At 43.5% G+C, this 13,677-nt stretch carries 14 protein-coding genes; 13 read left to right on the forward strand and 1 reads right to left on the reverse strand.

The genetic code is table 11. The features are described from left to right. Window positions 1-58: 58 nt before the first annotated feature. Complete coding sequence (gene suhB / locus JMA39_RS00845) at window positions 59-859, reverse strand: inositol-1-monophosphatase (protein WP_202719947.1); 801 nt, start codon at window positions 857-859, stop codon at window positions 59-61. 157 nt (window positions 860-1,016) lie between these two features. Here suhB and trmJ point away from each other — a divergent pair, with 157 nt between their 5' ends. The 13 genes from trmJ to JMA39_RS00910 all read left to right on the forward strand — a co-directional run bounded on the left by trmJ (window position 1,017) and on the right by JMA39_RS00910 (window position 13,621). Then, window positions 1,017-1,781, forward strand: coding sequence for a tRNA (cytosine(32)/uridine(32)-2'-O)-methyltransferase TrmJ (trmJ, locus tag JMA39_RS00850; protein ID WP_202719948.1), 765 nt, complete (start codon window positions 1,017-1,019; stop codon window positions 1,779-1,781). Window positions 1,782-1,804: 23 nt separating this feature from the next. After that, window positions 1,805-2,626, forward strand: coding sequence for a serine O-acetyltransferase (cysE, locus tag JMA39_RS00855; RefSeq protein ID WP_202719949.1), 822 nt, complete (start codon window positions 1,805-1,807; stop codon window positions 2,624-2,626). A 194-nt stretch (window positions 2,627-2,820) separates the two neighbouring features. Then, a complete protein-coding gene (iscR, locus tag JMA39_RS00860) occupies window positions 2,821-3,282 on the forward strand; it encodes a Fe-S cluster assembly transcriptional regulator IscR (protein ID WP_202719950.1) in 462 nt (153 codons plus the stop codon). A gap of 82 nt (window positions 3,283-3,364) precedes the next feature. Further along, a complete protein-coding gene (locus JMA39_RS00865; protein ID WP_202719951.1) occupies window positions 3,365-4,579 on the forward strand; it encodes an IscS subfamily cysteine desulfurase in 1,215 nt (404 codons plus the stop codon). Window positions 4,580-4,619: 40 nt separating this feature from the next. Next, the gene (iscU, locus tag JMA39_RS00870; protein WP_202719952.1) at window positions 4,620-5,003 is read left to right on the forward strand and encodes a Fe-S cluster assembly scaffold IscU; all 384 of its coding nucleotides are present in this window, start codon (window positions 4,620-4,622) and stop codon (window positions 5,001-5,003) included. A gap of 14 nt (window positions 5,004-5,017) precedes the next feature. Then, window positions 5,018-5,341, forward strand: coding sequence for an iron-sulfur cluster assembly protein IscA (gene iscA / locus JMA39_RS00875; protein WP_202719953.1), 324 nt, complete (start codon window positions 5,018-5,020; stop codon window positions 5,339-5,341). Between the two features lie 18 nt (window positions 5,342-5,359). Then, entirely contained in the window at window positions 5,360-5,884 is a 525-nt protein-coding gene (gene hscB, locus JMA39_RS00880; protein WP_202719954.1) for a co-chaperone HscB, read from the forward strand. Between the two features lie 69 nt (window positions 5,885-5,953). After that, a complete protein-coding gene (gene hscA / locus JMA39_RS00885) occupies window positions 5,954-7,816 on the forward strand; it encodes a Fe-S protein assembly chaperone HscA (protein ID WP_202719955.1) in 1,863 nt (620 codons plus the stop codon). 8 nt (window positions 7,817-7,824) lie between these two features. Beyond that, window positions 7,825-8,160: an ISC system 2Fe-2S type ferredoxin gene (gene fdx, locus JMA39_RS00890; RefSeq protein ID WP_202719956.1), complete on the forward strand. Its 336-nt coding sequence runs from the start codon at window positions 7,825-7,827 to the stop codon at window positions 8,158-8,160. A gap of 444 nt (window positions 8,161-8,604) precedes the next feature. Then, the gene (iscX, locus tag JMA39_RS00895) at window positions 8,605-8,802 is read left to right on the forward strand and encodes a Fe-S cluster assembly protein IscX (protein ID WP_202719957.1); all 198 of its coding nucleotides are present in this window, start codon (window positions 8,605-8,607) and stop codon (window positions 8,800-8,802) included. A 201-nt stretch (window positions 8,803-9,003) separates the two neighbouring features. Next, a complete protein-coding gene (locus JMA39_RS00900) occupies window positions 9,004-9,168 on the forward strand; it encodes a hypothetical protein (RefSeq protein ID WP_202719958.1) in 165 nt (54 codons plus the stop codon). 228 nt (window positions 9,169-9,396) lie between these two features. Then, on the forward strand, window positions 9,397-9,828 hold the full coding sequence (gene ndk, locus JMA39_RS00905; RefSeq protein WP_202719959.1) for a nucleoside-diphosphate kinase: 432 nt from the start codon (window positions 9,397-9,399) through the stop codon (window positions 9,826-9,828). Window positions 9,829-10,900: 1,072 nt separating this feature from the next. Further along, complete coding sequence (locus JMA39_RS00910; protein ID WP_202719960.1) at window positions 10,901-13,621, forward strand: TonB-dependent receptor; 2,721 nt, start codon at window positions 10,901-10,903, stop codon at window positions 13,619-13,621. Window positions 13,622-13,677 lie beyond the last annotated feature (56 nt).

Raw genomic sequence — 13,677 nt, forward strand, 5'->3', positions numbered from 1 at the left:
TGAATTTTAGGCATAAAAAAACCGCCTAAAAGGCGGTTTCTTAGTCAACTAAGCGAGATTAACGCTTAAGTGCTTCGCTCAATAATGGGCGGAAAGATTTAACTAATGCAGTAGTAACCTTTGGCGAGCCTGCAACGATGTTGCCTGATGCTAGGTAGTTATGGTTACCTGTAAAGTCAGTTACTGTACCGCCAGCTTCGCGCACGATTAGATCGCCAGCAGCGATATCCCATGGCTTTAGACCAATTTCGAAGAAACCATCTACACGGCCAGCAGCAAGGTATGCTAAATCAAGTGCAGCAGAACCGGCACGACGTACGTCGGCAGACTGAGTGAATGCAGTTGCGAACAACTTCATGTAAGTTTCAGTGTGTTGCTTAGCCTTGAATGGGAATCCAGTCGCAATGATAGTTTCGCCTAGATCTTTGTTCGCTACACGGATGCGGAAATCGTTAAGCTTAGCGAATTTACCGCGCACTGCAGAGAATAGCTCGTCACGGATAGGATCGTAAACAACAGCGACTTCTGTTTTGCCTTTGAATTGCATCGCAATTGAGACAGCAAAATGAGGAATGCCTCTTACGAAGTTATTAGTGCCATCCAGAGGGTCAACAATCCAAACGTAATCTTTATTTGTTCCTTTGTTCTCGCCGCTTTCTTCACAAACAATAGTGTGATCTGGGTAAGATTTACGGATCTGATACGTGATTGCAGCTTCAGCTTCCTTGTCTACGTTAGTTACGTAGTCGTTAACACCTTTTGAACTGACTTCAACTCGGTCTAGTTCCGCATAGGCGCGCAAAATTGTTTGGCCGGCAGCGCGAGCAGCGCGCACAGCAATGGTATGCATTGGAAGCATTGCAAATCCCCTGGATGTAAAAGAACGGATATAAATTATCGGAGGCGGATTATACTCTATTTGATGGTTATATCAAATACTGATTTTTGTATAAGCAAAATGTGTCGCCTGTGGTAACATTCTTTCACGTGTTCCCTCAGAAAAATTAAGTAGTTTCATGCTCAGCAATATTCGCGTCGTTCTTGTCGGTACTTCCCATCCAGGGAATATAGGTTCTACAGCCCGTGCTATGAAAACCATGGGATTATCCACTTTATATCTAGCTGAGCCAAAAGTTGAGCCAGATGGTCACTCGATCGCGTTAGCGGCAGGTGCATCAGATATTCTTAAGCACGCCATTACTGTAGGCTCTGTTGAAGAGGCCATTGCCGATTGTAGCCTTGTTATTGCAACTAGTGCCCGCAGCCGTACCCTAGACTGGCCTATGCTTGAGCCTCGCGAAGCGGGTGAAAAGCTAGTTGGTTCAGCGTTAACGAGTCCTGTTGCAATTGTCTTCGGCCGTGAAAACAATGGTCTAACGAATGAAGAGCTACAGCGCTGTGATTACCACGTTGCCATTCCTGCCAACCCAGAGTATACCTCGCTAAACTTGGCGCAAGCGGTACAGATTATCTGTTACGAGGCGCGAGTGGCGCACCTTGCTCAAGAGTTGAGTACGGCAGAGAAAACGGGAATTGAACCTGTTGCTGAGAATGAAGAAGCGTATCCATCTTCAAGAGAACGTGAGAATTTCTTTGAGCATTTAGAGACTACGTTATTGTCGACTAACTTTATTGTTAAAAGTCACCCAGGTCAGGTGATGACTAAGTTACGTCGTTTGTTCAGCCGTACGCGCATTGAGCGCCAAGAGATGAACATTTTGCGCGGCATTTTGACCTCGATTGATAAAGTTGTCTCTAAGAACGAGACTAAAGATAAGTAAAAGCGCTAAAAGGAAGTTGCTAAATGGGTGTTATCGCAAGACTGAAAGACGACATAGCCTCTATTTACCATAGAGATCCAGCTGCAAACGGGACTATTGAGATTTTATTCAATTACCCTGGAATGCAAGCTATCTGGATCCACAGGGTGAGTCATAAACTCTGGGTAAGAAATTGGCGGCTTTCAGCGCGATGTTTATCGACCTTCTCTCGTTGGTTAACCGGGGTTGAAATTCACCCTGGTGCCACTATCGGTGATCGCTTCTTTATCGATCACGGTATGGGCGTGGTAATTGGTGAAACCGCCGAGATTGGCAACGATTGCACCCTTTATCATGGTGTGACCTTAGGTGGAACGACATGGCAGTCGGGTAAACGTCACCCTACATTAGGCAATAATGTGGTAATTGGTGCCGGTGCAAAAATCTTAGGTCCTATCACTATGAATGATGGTGCTCGAGTCGGTTCTAATTCAGTGGTGGTTAAAGATGTGCCAGCAGACACCACGGTTGTTGGTATTCCGGGACGAGTGGTGGCGACACCATCGGCTCAATCAAAAGAAACCTCTCAGCGCCGCACAGAGATGGCGAAGAAGTATGGCTTTGATGCCTACGCCGTATCGCCTGATAATCCAGACCCTGTCGCCAATGCCATTGGCCAGATGTTGGATCATATGCACCTGATGGACTCGAAAGTTCAAGAGGTCTGCCAAGCCGTTCAAACCCTTGGTGGAAGCGTCTGTACTGAAAAGCTACCTGAGCTGGATGTGGAAGATTTTAGCGAAGATGAATTAGCGGCAGCGCAGAAGCGTCAGAAGTCTATAGATGAGTTTGATCCCATTATCTAGATTAATGTGGGGTTAAAATCCCAAATGCCATTGAATCTTGCCTAATAAACAGGTTAAATACCCCAGCAAAATGACGGGGTATTTAACTCGTCATGATCCTATTAATACCTGACCAGATTGCTAGGTTTTATACTTGACTAAAATAGTCGGGTATGTTGAAATTAGCCTATGCTTTTTTGGGAGACGTAGTAGCCATGAAACTTACATCGAAAGGTCGGTACGCAGTAACTGCAATGTTAGATGTTGCCATGCACTCAACTAATGGTCCCGTACCATTGGCCGATATTTCCGAGCGTCAAGGGATCTCTCTATCTTACCTCGAACAACTCTTCGCAAAACTCAGAAAAAATGGTTTGGTTTCAAGTGTACGTGGCCCAGGTGGTGGATATCGCCTAGGTACAGATGCTTGCGATATTTCCGTTGGAATGGTTGTACGTGCGGTTGATGAGTCTGTCGATGCAACTCGCTGTCAAGGTCACGGTAACTGCCAGAGTGGAACACGATGTTTAACCCATTCTCTCTGGGGAGATTTAAGCAGTCAGATTTCTGATTTCTTAAATGGCATTTCGTTAGCAGGGTTGATGCATAAAAGAGATGTGCAGTTTATCTCCGTTAAACAGGATAAATTGCAGCAGGAACAAAGGCTAAGTATCTAAAAGCCTCTGTTATGAATATAAAAATTATTTTTTGTACGTTGTAAGTGGTCTCCACTGGAGGCTACAAAGTACGGAGTGTGTGATGAAGCTACCTATCTATTTAGATTATGCTGCGACGACGCCGGTTGACCCTCGTGTCGCAGAGAAAATGATGCAATGCCTGACAATGGACGGTATTTTTGGTAATCCAGCGTCTCGTTCTCACCGTTACGGTTGGCAAGCCGAAGAGGCTGTTGATATCGCTCGTAACCAAGTTGCAGAGCTGATTAATGCCGATCCGCGTGAAATCGTGTTTACTTCTGGTGCGACTGAGTCAGACAACCTTGCGATTAAAGGTGTTGCTCACTTCTACCATAAGAAGGGTAAGCACATCATCACTAGCAAAACTGAACATAAAGCCGTTTTAGACACTTGTCGCCAGCTTGAGCGTGAAGGTTATGAAGTCACTTATCTTCAGCCTGAGCCAAGTGGTTTGATCCCTATCGAGATGATTGAAGCGGCGATGCGTGAAGACACTATTTTAGTGAGCATCATGCAGGTGAACAACGAAATTGGTGTTATCCAAGATATTGATGCTATCGGCGAGCTTTGTCGTTCTCGAAAAATTATTTTCCATGTTGATGCTGCGCAAAGTGCTGGCAAACTACCTATCGACGTACAAGCGACCAAAGTTGACCTAATGTCTATTTCTGGTCACAAGATGTATGGACCTAAAGGTATCGGCGCGCTTTATGTCAGCCGTAAGCCACGTATTCGCTTAGAAGCTGCGATGCACGGTGGTGGACACGAGCGTGGCATGCGTAGTGGTACCCTAGCAACTCACCAAATTGTGGGTATGGGTGAAGCTGCGGCCATTGCTAAAGCTGATATGGAAACGGATAACGAGCGTATTGGTCGTCTACGTGACAAGCTGTGGAATGGTATCAAGCATATCGAAGAGACTTACGTCAACGGTGATATGGAAAAAAGAGCTTGTGGTAGCCTGAATGTCAGCTTTAACTTCGTTGAAGGTGAATCACTCATGATGGCGCTAAAAGATCTAGCGGTATCGTCTGGTTCTGCATGTACTTCAGCAAGCCTTGAACCAAGTTATGTACTGCGTGCATTAGGTCTAAACGATGAGATGGCACACAGCTCAATTCGATTCTCAATCGGTCGTTTCACGACAGACGAAGAGATCGACCATGCAATAGAAACGATTAAAGAATCTATTGGTAATTTAAGGGAAATGTCTCCGCTTTGGGAAATGTTCAAAGACGGTATCGATCTGGACTCTGTTCAGTGGGCACATCATTAACCTTAGCTAAATTGACGAATAGATAAATTGGAGTTGTATCATGGCTTATAGCGAAAAAGTAATCGATCATTATGAAAATCCACGTAACGTGGGTTCATTCGATAAAAACGACCCATCAGTGGTAACGGGTATGGTTGGTGCGCCAGCTTGTGGTGACGTAATGAAGCTGCAACTGCGTATCGATGATAACGGTATTATCGAAGACGCAAAGTTCAAAACTTATGGTTGTGGTAGTGCTATCGCTTCTAGCTCACTTGTGACTGAGTGGGTTAAAGGTAAGACGGTTGAAGAAGCTCGTGCGATTAAGAACACTGATATCGCTGAAGAGTTAGCTTTGCCGCCAGTTAAGATTCACTGTTCTATTTTGGCTGAAGATGCGATCAAGGCTGCGCTAGAAGAGTATAAGACTAAGCAAACTAAGTAATACCTGGAGTTAAGATGGCAATTAGTATCACTCCCGCTGCGGCTGACCGAGTTAAGAGCTTTCTAGCTAGTCGCGGCAAAGGTCTAGGCTTACGCTTAGGGCTTAAGACATCGGGCTGTTCAGGCATGGCTTACGTGCTGGAATTTGTTGATGATCTTAACGATGATGATGAGATTTATGATGTCGATGGTGTCAAGATCATCATCGATGCCAAAAGCTTTATCTATCTTCAAGGGATTGAGTTGGACTTTGTTAAAGAAGGTCTTAACGAAGGTTTCCAGTTCAATAACCCTAATGCGAAAGGTGAATGTGGCTGCGGTGAGAGCTTTACCGTTTAAGTCATTAAAAGTAAAACTATGAATTATTTCGAGCTGTTTAGTTTACTTCCTTCCTATGATGTCGACACCGCCTTACTTGCAGAGCGCTACCGCGAACTGCAACGGGCGGTTCATCCTGACAAATTTGCTAACGCGAGTGAGCAAGATAAGCGTCTGTCTGTACAGCGTACTGCGCAAATTAATGATGGCTTTCAAACTCTAAAAAATCCCATTCAACGAGCCGAGCATTTGCTTGCACTGAAAGGGTTAGAATTGAGCCACGAATCGACCACATTAAAAGATACTCAATTTTTAATGCAGCAGATGGAATGGCGTGAGTCACTTGAAGAGATCAAGCATAGCGATGATCCCGACTCTGAAATTGCCGAACTCTACGATTCTTTTGAGCAGTATGCCAAGCAAATTACGACAGATTTAAAGCCATTACTGGTTAGCGAGTTTGAGGCTGACCATTTGCAGGCGGCAGAGCAAATTCGTAAACTCAAGTTCATGGCAAAATTACAAGATGAGTTGACTCGAGTGGAAGACGCACTCTTAGATTAGTCAACCGTGTTAATTTTATAATATTGTTGGCTCAAGACATTGAGCCAACATTTTTTAAGTTGGATATATATGGCACTTTTGCAGATAGCAGAGCCTGGACAGAGCGCTGCTCCCCACCAACATCGTCTCGCAGTCGGGATCGATTTAGGCACCACTAACTCACTTGTTGCTGCGGTACGTAGCGGCGTGGCGAATACTTTACCCGATGAAGATTCACAGCATTCATTGCCTTCTGTCGTCCGATATACCCAAGACGGTGTTTTTGTTGGTCGTGAAGCTGAAGCATTTTCTGCTCAAGATCCACAAAATACCATAGTGTCAATTAAGCGCTTTATGGGCCGCAGTCTTGAAGATATTCAATCGGGCTCGCAGGCACTGCCTTATGCTTTCGAAGCAAGTGAGCACGGTTTACCTATTTTCGTGACACCAAACGGTAAAGTTAACCCTGTTCAAATTTCATCAGAGATCTTAAAACCGCTGGTGGCGCGCGCCGAGTCAACGTTAGGCGGCACATTAGAGGGCGTGGTGATCACCGTGCCAGCTTATTTCGATGATGCACAGCGCCAAGGTACGAAAGATGCAGCATCTTTGACTGGCGTTAAAGTATTGCGTTTATTAAACGAGCCTACCGCAGCAGCTATCGCTTATGGATTAGATTCTGGTCAAGAGGGCGTGATTGCCGTTTATGACTTAGGCGGTGGTACATTCGATATCTCCATTCTACGTTTGAACAAAGGCGTGTTTGAGGTGCTAGCAACGGGCGGCGACTCTGCATTAGGTGGAGACGATTTCGACCACATGCTGCAAGCGCATTTTGCTGAGCAGTGGCAGCTAAGCTCTGCAAGCGCTAGCATGAACCGTAAAATGCAGATTGAAGCGAGACGCGTAAAAGAAGCATTAACAGACTCTGCTGAGACTGTTGCTTCAGTGGTTGATGATGAAGGCAATACGCTGACGTTAACCATTAGCCGCGATCTGTTTGATAGCTTAATTGGCAAACTAGTTAAAAAAACAATCAGTAGCTGCCGCCGTGCACTGCGTGATGCCGGTGTGACTAGCGAAGAAGTACTTGAAACTGTAATGGTTGGTGGTTCTACTCGAGTACCTTTAGTACGCCAAGAAGTTGAAAACTTCATGGGTAAAGTGCCGCTCACTTCAATCGATCCTGATCGTGTTGTGGCGATTGGTGCAGCGATTCAAGCCGACATTTTAGTGGGTAACAAGCCAGAGTCTGACTTGTTACTACTCGATGTTATCCCGCTGTCACTTGGGGTTGAGACCATGGGCGGTCTTGTTGAGAAAGTCGTTTCTCGTAACACTACGATACCTGTTGCCCGCGCACAAGAGTTTACCACCTTTAAAGATGGACAAACCGCGATGGCATTCCATGTGGTTCAAGGTGAGCGCGAGTTAGTGGCAGATTGCCGCTCACTTGCTCGATTTACCTTGAAAGGGATCCCACCACTTGCAGCGGGTGCGGCGCATATCCGTGTGACCTTCCAAGTTGATGCTGACGGTCTGCTCAGCGTTACAGCTATGGAAAAGTCCACCGGCGTGCAAGCAAGCATCCAAGTTAAGCCATCTTTTGGCTTAAGCGATGAAGAAATTGGCAGCATGTTAAAAGATTCAATGGCCAACGCCAAAGAGGATATTACTCGCCGTATGTTGGCTGAGAAGCAAGTTGAAGCGGCTCGCGTACTCGAGTCACTCAATGCTGCATTAAATAAAGATGGCGAATTGCTATCAGCGGATGAGCTAAGCGCTATCCAAGCGAATATGGCTTCACTTGCTCAAATTGCGAGTGAAGGGGATGCCGATGCTATTGAAGCGGCTATCGAAGTATTAGATACAGCGACGCAGGACTTTGCTGCTAAGCGTATGGATAATTCAATTCGACTCGCTCTAAAAGGGCAGTCGGTTGACAATATATAGGTAAGGTTATGCCACAAATTGTATTTTTACCCCATGAAGAGTTATGTCCGGATGGCGCTGTAGTTGAAGCGAATGTCGGTGAAACGGTATTAGATGTTGCGCTGCGTAATGGTATCAATATCGAACACGCTTGTGAAAAGTCATGCGCTTGTACCACTTGTCACGTGATCATTCGTGAAGGTTTCGATGAGCTAGAAGAGAGCGATGAACTTGAAGATGACATGCTAGATAAAGCGTGGGGTCTTGAGCCTGAGAGTCGCCTATCTTGCCAGTCTAGAGTACCTGATGCGGATCTTGTTGTAGATATCCCTAAGTATACAATTAACATGGTCAGCGAAGGCTAATAACTTAGCCAATTTAAATCGCTTTTGTAAAAGCCAGTAGCTAAGTCTACTGGCTTTTTTGTTTCTATTGGCCTGAACCTAGTAAGTTCGCACTTTAAAGGTTTACCTATTGAGTCTTCAGCCTCTATCACAGACACAATGCAATTACGCTAAGGTGTTAGCTGTTGTGAGACTGGTCGAAAAGGTGAACAGACCTATAAACAAGCTAAAGAACACTGTGTTCCTTACAGAAATCGCCTTATACACTATCTCTCACCGCCTCTGAACTACCATTTGGGTTTTGTAGGGAATATTCTGCTTATTCTTTTATTTAGCCGCTAACAGTTTTGCAGGCAATTGTAGTATTGGAACCGTCATCATGGATGAGCCTATAGCAGTGATTTCACCAGTAAGTCGCGCTCCATGTTTTATACTTAATTATGTTTGCACGAAAGGAGAGTCGTTATGAAGCTTAAGTGGATCGATTCGTTAGAAATTGCACTTCAATTAATTGATAAGTATCCAGATGTTGAGCCGGAAAAAATTCGTTTCACTGATCTTAATGAATGGGTGTTAGCCCTAGAATGTTTTGATGACGATCCAAAACATTGCAACGAAAGAATACTCGAGGCGATTCAAGCTAATTGGATTGCCGAAAAATAACCCATTGTGAGTCGAACGTGGTTAAAGTGTGATCATTGTCTTATCTAACGCCCTTGGTGCACATAAAACCGCCTAGGTTTGATCCGCATCAAAAGTCCCTTAGTTGATTAACTTTAGCTTATAGTCGAGCTTTGAGCTTTGAGCTTTGCAGGTTTCTAGCAAAATCATAAAACAACAATATCAAACAAAAGGGAAGTTTCTATGCGTAAGTTATTAGCAGCAGTATTGTTAACACCAATGACGGTAATGGCACATGAGGGCCACGGTGGAGTTGGTTTATTCCACCATTTCGTTGAGCTTGCACCCGCTATTGCCTTGTTAGCCGTGATTGCTGCAGGCTTCATTTGGGTAAAAAAACGTAAGTAACAGACTTTGGTTTGATTGATGTCCATTGTCATCTAATTGTTTAGCTAATGCTGTTTTATCTGATTTAACAGGTTTTAAATCCGAAAAAGTGTGAGGCAGTCTAGGTTTTTTGGTTTCGATATCGGACTTACCTCAACTAGTTTGGGGCTTAAGGGTAGGCAATGGGTCTTTAATTTCGTATAATCCGCGCGAAAATTAAAACCCGTTTATATAAGAAGGAAGCTTTTCATGGCTATCGAACGTACTTTTTCTATCATTAAGCCTGATGCAGTTGCAAAAAACCACATTGGCGCTATCTACAACCGTTTTGAAACGGCTGGCCTGAAAATCATCGCTTCTAAAATGGTTCACCTAAGCCAAGAACAAGCAGAAGGCTTCTACGCTGAGCACAGCGAGCGTCCATTCTTTGGTGCGCTAGTTGCATTTATGACTTCAGGTCCTATCTGTGTTCAAGTTTTAGAAGGCGAAAATGCTGTTCTAGCTAACCGTGAAATCATGGGCGCAACGAATCCAGCTGAAGCTGCTCGCGGTACAATCCGTAGCGATTTCGCTGACAGCATCGATGAGAACGCAGTTCATGGTTCTGATGCAGTAGCCTCTGCAGAGCGCGAAATTGCATACTTCTTCAGCACTGAAGAGCTATGCCCACGCACTCGTTAATTCGAGAGTGAGGAAAGAGGGAGCCGTATGGCTCCTTTTTTTTGCTTAAAATTTAGTATGTTTAGCATTTAACGAGTAATGCTTAGCTCATGTTTGCCGCTTAAGGGGAAGAGACAACCTCTTTGATAGCATCGATAAGAACGCTGCTCTTCATTGCCAGCGGTTCTGATGTTGTAGCATCAGTAGAGCGAGTATGAGAAAAGGGAGCTGTAGGGCTACGCTGTTTTACTCAAAATCTAGTTGCAGAGTTCTATTATCGCCCAGGCTATAAGTTGCATAGCCAGTAGAAAACAAGCTGTAGTCTTTAATCGTTTTTACTGAACGGTATCAATTTGTTCCAGTTTGCTATTTTTCGGCTGGCTTAAATCTTCATAGAGTTTTTCAGTGCTTCCTCCATCTATTGATAGTCTTCGTCGTCTTAAAGCCGTTTACTTTTAAGTCAGTATAGAAGCCTATACTGAAATTTATTAAGTAAACTCTAATTAATATGTTTATTGAATTAATGAAGAGGGATCTTAAATGACAGAGATGGTTTAGTAATGAGTGGTTCCTCTTTATTACCGGTTTTAACAATTTAATTGCTGAGTTCGTTAACTATATAGATTTTGATACATGCTGTAACTCGTGGTTAATATTGTGTTGCATTTTGGTTGTCATTGTATTTGTGTTGAACTAGTGCGCGATAATAGGCTTTGCTGTTTCTTTATTTAAATTTTAGATGGTTTTTTTATTCTTTTCTCTCTTATTTCTAGTGTCAATTGTTAAATCTCGCCTTCGTTTTTAATAGTTGGTTTTCAAGTGTATCATTTCGTGATACATGTTTTGTTAACAAGTCTGACTTTTTTGGTGTTTTTATATGTTGTTGTTTTTAAAGTTGTTTTGATGTTTGCTTGTATTTTCCCACCTCTGTTTGTATCAATTGATATCTTTTTGGTTATTTTTATGTGATATCGGTTGACTTAAAAGTTAAATTTAAACAGTATTTATTGCGAAGTGTTTAACTTCCTTTTAAAGAATAAAAAATAAATATAACTATTCCGGCATTTTAAAAGCGGAATATGAGGGGATAAATATGAACTCTGTAACCTTAACCGCAAAAGCAGTACGTCGTAGCTTTATAGCAGCTGCCGCGACAAGTGTTGCTTTATCCGGGTTTGCATTTGCAGAAGAAGCTGCAGATGAAAAAGTAGAACGCATCGAAGTAACTGGTTCGCGTATTAAACAAGTTGATATGGAAACTGTTTCACCAGTTACAGTAATCAGTGCCGCTGATATTGCAATGACGGGTGAAAAAACGGTTGCAGACGTTTTAAATAACTCTGCAGTAAATAGCTTTGGTTCATGGCGTGGTATGTCTGGTTACGGCGCAGGCGGTAGCGCAACGAGCAGTGTTAACCTTCGTGGTCTTGGCGCTTCTGCAACTCTTGTTTTACTAGATGGTCGTCGTATGCCTGGTACTAGCTCAAGCTCTGGTGCTGTTGCTGATACTTCGCAAATCCCAATGGCAATTGTTGAACGAATTGAAATTCTTCGTGATGGTGCATCGGCGGTTTATGGTTCAGATGCGGTTGCTGGTGTAATTAACATTATCACTAAGAAAGATTTTGATGGTGTTCAATTGGACTTTAGTACTGAACAACCAACGATTGAAGGTGGCGATGCTAATCGTTTCTCATTAGCGACGGGTTTTAACACTGATAAAGGTAACATCACTTTCACTTATGAGTATTACGATACCAAGCATGTGATGGACCGTGATGTTTGGGATTTAAATGACCCAACTTACAGTGATTATAGCTCTTTCAGTTCAGTGCCTAATGGTTACTATGATACTGGAGTTCAAAAAGTTGATGGCGATGGTAACCCTATCTTCAACGATGACGGTACTCCAAGCAACATTTATGATTTCTATTCAAATTCACAGATGTGTTCAGAGACTGAAAATGTTGCAGATGGAACTGACGGTGAAAACAATGGCCGTTGTTTCTACAGCTATGGTGAAGTAACTAAATTATTTGGTGATGTAACACGTAACTCATTTATGACTAACTATAGTTATGAACTCACTGAAAATATTCAGTTCCGTGGGCGTGGTTCAGCATCATTCACTGAAACCCATACACGTTATGCTGGTACGCCTGTATCGACAAATTACCCTATTATGGATGCTGACAATCAGTACAATCCTACTGGCGCAGACATGAAAATTTACATGCGTTCAGTTCAGATTGGTGAGCGTGATACCCTAACTGAAACGGATAACTTCGATATCTTAGGCGGGTTGGTTGGTTTTAGTGATGTGGGTAATGGTTTAGATTGGGAAGTTAATCTACAGCACTCAGCTTCTACAACGAATTCATTCAACTATAACTTGATCAATGACAACATAATCCAGAGTGAAATTGATACGGGTGAGTATGACATCTTTAACACTCAAGGTTTAGCATATGATGAGTGGGAAAGACAGATGGCTGGTCTTTATGGCGCCGCTGCACATACAGGTGTTTATCAGGGTAAATTTGAAAGTACACAAATTGATGGTCTTGCCTCAACGCTGATTTTTGAAAATGATGCTGTTTCATTAGCCATGGTTGCTGGTGCCGAATATGAAATGATTAACTTTAAGCAAACCAGTGATCCTGAGTCTGCTGCGGGGATCATCTCTGGTGGCTCTGGGGGTGACGATGTTGACGCAACACGTGACCGTACCGCTGGGTATGTAGAATTCCAAATGGGTCTACCTGCAGATGTTGAGCTATCTGCAGCAGTACGTTATGAGCGTTATGAGCAAGAAGGTAGCTTGACTGGTCCTGAGGGGTTAGTGACAGAATCTTCGACTTTCGATGCGGTAGTACCTAAATTTGGTCTAAGCTGGCGTCCAGTTGATTCATTGCTACTTCGTGCAAGTTATGGTGACTCTTTCCGCGCACCAAACATGGGCGAGATGTTCTCATCTAAATCACTTAGCTTCGAAAGCGGTTATGATCCAGTTTGGTGTGGTGCTAACGGTGATGCTGCTGACCCAGATTACTGTTCACCAACTAACCAATATAAGACGTGGTACGGTGGTAACGCAGATCTAGAAGCCGAAGAAGGTAACTCGTTAACGCTTGGTGGTGTTTGGAACGTAACCGATGAATGGAATATTGAACTTTCTTACTACTCCATCGTTTATGATAATAAGATCGAATCAGTGGGTATTGATGATCTTTTATATGATGAGCAGATTAATGGTAGCTCTGATAAAATTCATCGTGGAGCCGACGGTAAGATTGAGTACATTGAAGCGGGTGTAGAAAATATCGCTTCTGTTGAGACTTCAGGTCTCGATTTTGTCACAGCGTACAACCTTGAAACAGGTTTTGGTGATTTCAACTTCAAGCTGGACGTTTCACATGTAATGGCATTTGATAAGCAAGCTGATGCGACATCTGAAATGGTTGAGTATGCAGGTAGTCAGGACTACCCTGACTGGCGTGGTAACTTTGTTGCTAGCTGGTACTTGAATGACTTCAATGCAGCCTGGACCACTGTATATATCGGTAGTCAATCAGGGCAAGACCTACGTGATGAAGGGTATGACTACATCATTGACGTACCAAGCTACATGAAGCACAACTTCCAAGTGGGTTACACGCATGATTGGAATGGTAGCATCACCGTAGGTGTGAACAATATCTTTGATGAAGAGGCGCCAAGCTGGTATGACTTCGCAGGCTACCGTGACACGAATACGGGCCTATATGATGTATTGGGTCGTACTTATTACCTAAGATTGAACCAGAAGTTCTAACCTTAGTTCGGTAATGCAACTTAGATAATAAAAAACCTCCGCAAGTCGGAGGTTTT

Origin of the sequence: Shewanella schlegeliana, assembly GCF_016765635.1 — a bacterium.
Lineage (GTDB): Bacteria > Pseudomonadota > Gammaproteobacteria > Enterobacterales > Shewanellaceae > Shewanella > Shewanella schlegeliana.

Bases quoted from the DNA above. Each gene is read 5' to 3' on its own strand.
- iscR (WP_202719950.1), top strand. From the start codon at position 2,821: ATGAAACTTACATCGAAAGGTCGGTACGCAGTAACTGCAATGTTAGAT.
- iscU (WP_202719952.1), top strand. From the start codon at position 4,620: ATGGCTTATAGCGAAAAAGTAATCGATCATTATGAAAATCCACGTAAC.
- iscA (WP_202719953.1), top strand. From the start codon at position 5,018: ATGGCAATTAGTATCACTCCCGCTGCGGCTGACCGAGTTAAGAGCTTT.
- fdx (WP_202719956.1), top strand. From the start codon at position 7,825: ATGCCACAAATTGTATTTTTACCCCATGAAGAGTTATGTCCGGATGGC.
- iscX (WP_202719957.1), top strand. From the start codon at position 8,605: ATGAAGCTTAAGTGGATCGATTCGTTAGAAATTGCACTTCAATTAATT.
- JMA39_RS00900 (WP_202719958.1), top strand. From the start codon at position 9,004: ATGCGTAAGTTATTAGCAGCAGTATTGTTAACACCAATGACGGTAATG.
- trmJ (WP_202719948.1), top strand. From the start codon at position 1,017: ATGCTCAGCAATATTCGCGTCGTTCTTGTCGGTACTTCCCATCCAGGG.
- ndk (WP_202719959.1), top strand. From the start codon at position 9,397: ATGGCTATCGAACGTACTTTTTCTATCATTAAGCCTGATGCAGTTGCA.
- cysE (WP_202719949.1), top strand. From the start codon at position 1,805: ATGGGTGTTATCGCAAGACTGAAAGACGACATAGCCTCTATTTACCAT.
- JMA39_RS00865 (WP_202719951.1), top strand. From the start codon at position 3,365: ATGAAGCTACCTATCTATTTAGATTATGCTGCGACGACGCCGGTTGAC.
- JMA39_RS00910 (WP_202719960.1), top strand. From the start codon at position 10,901: ATGAACTCTGTAACCTTAACCGCAAAAGCAGTACGTCGTAGCTTTATA.
- suhB (WP_202719947.1), bottom strand. From the start codon at position 859: ATGCTTCCAATGCATACCATTGCTGTGCGCGCTGCTCGCGCTGCCGGC.
- hscB (WP_202719954.1), top strand. From the start codon at position 5,360: ATGAATTATTTCGAGCTGTTTAGTTTACTTCCTTCCTATGATGTCGAC.
- hscA (WP_202719955.1), top strand. From the start codon at position 5,954: ATGGCACTTTTGCAGATAGCAGAGCCTGGACAGAGCGCTGCTCCCCAC.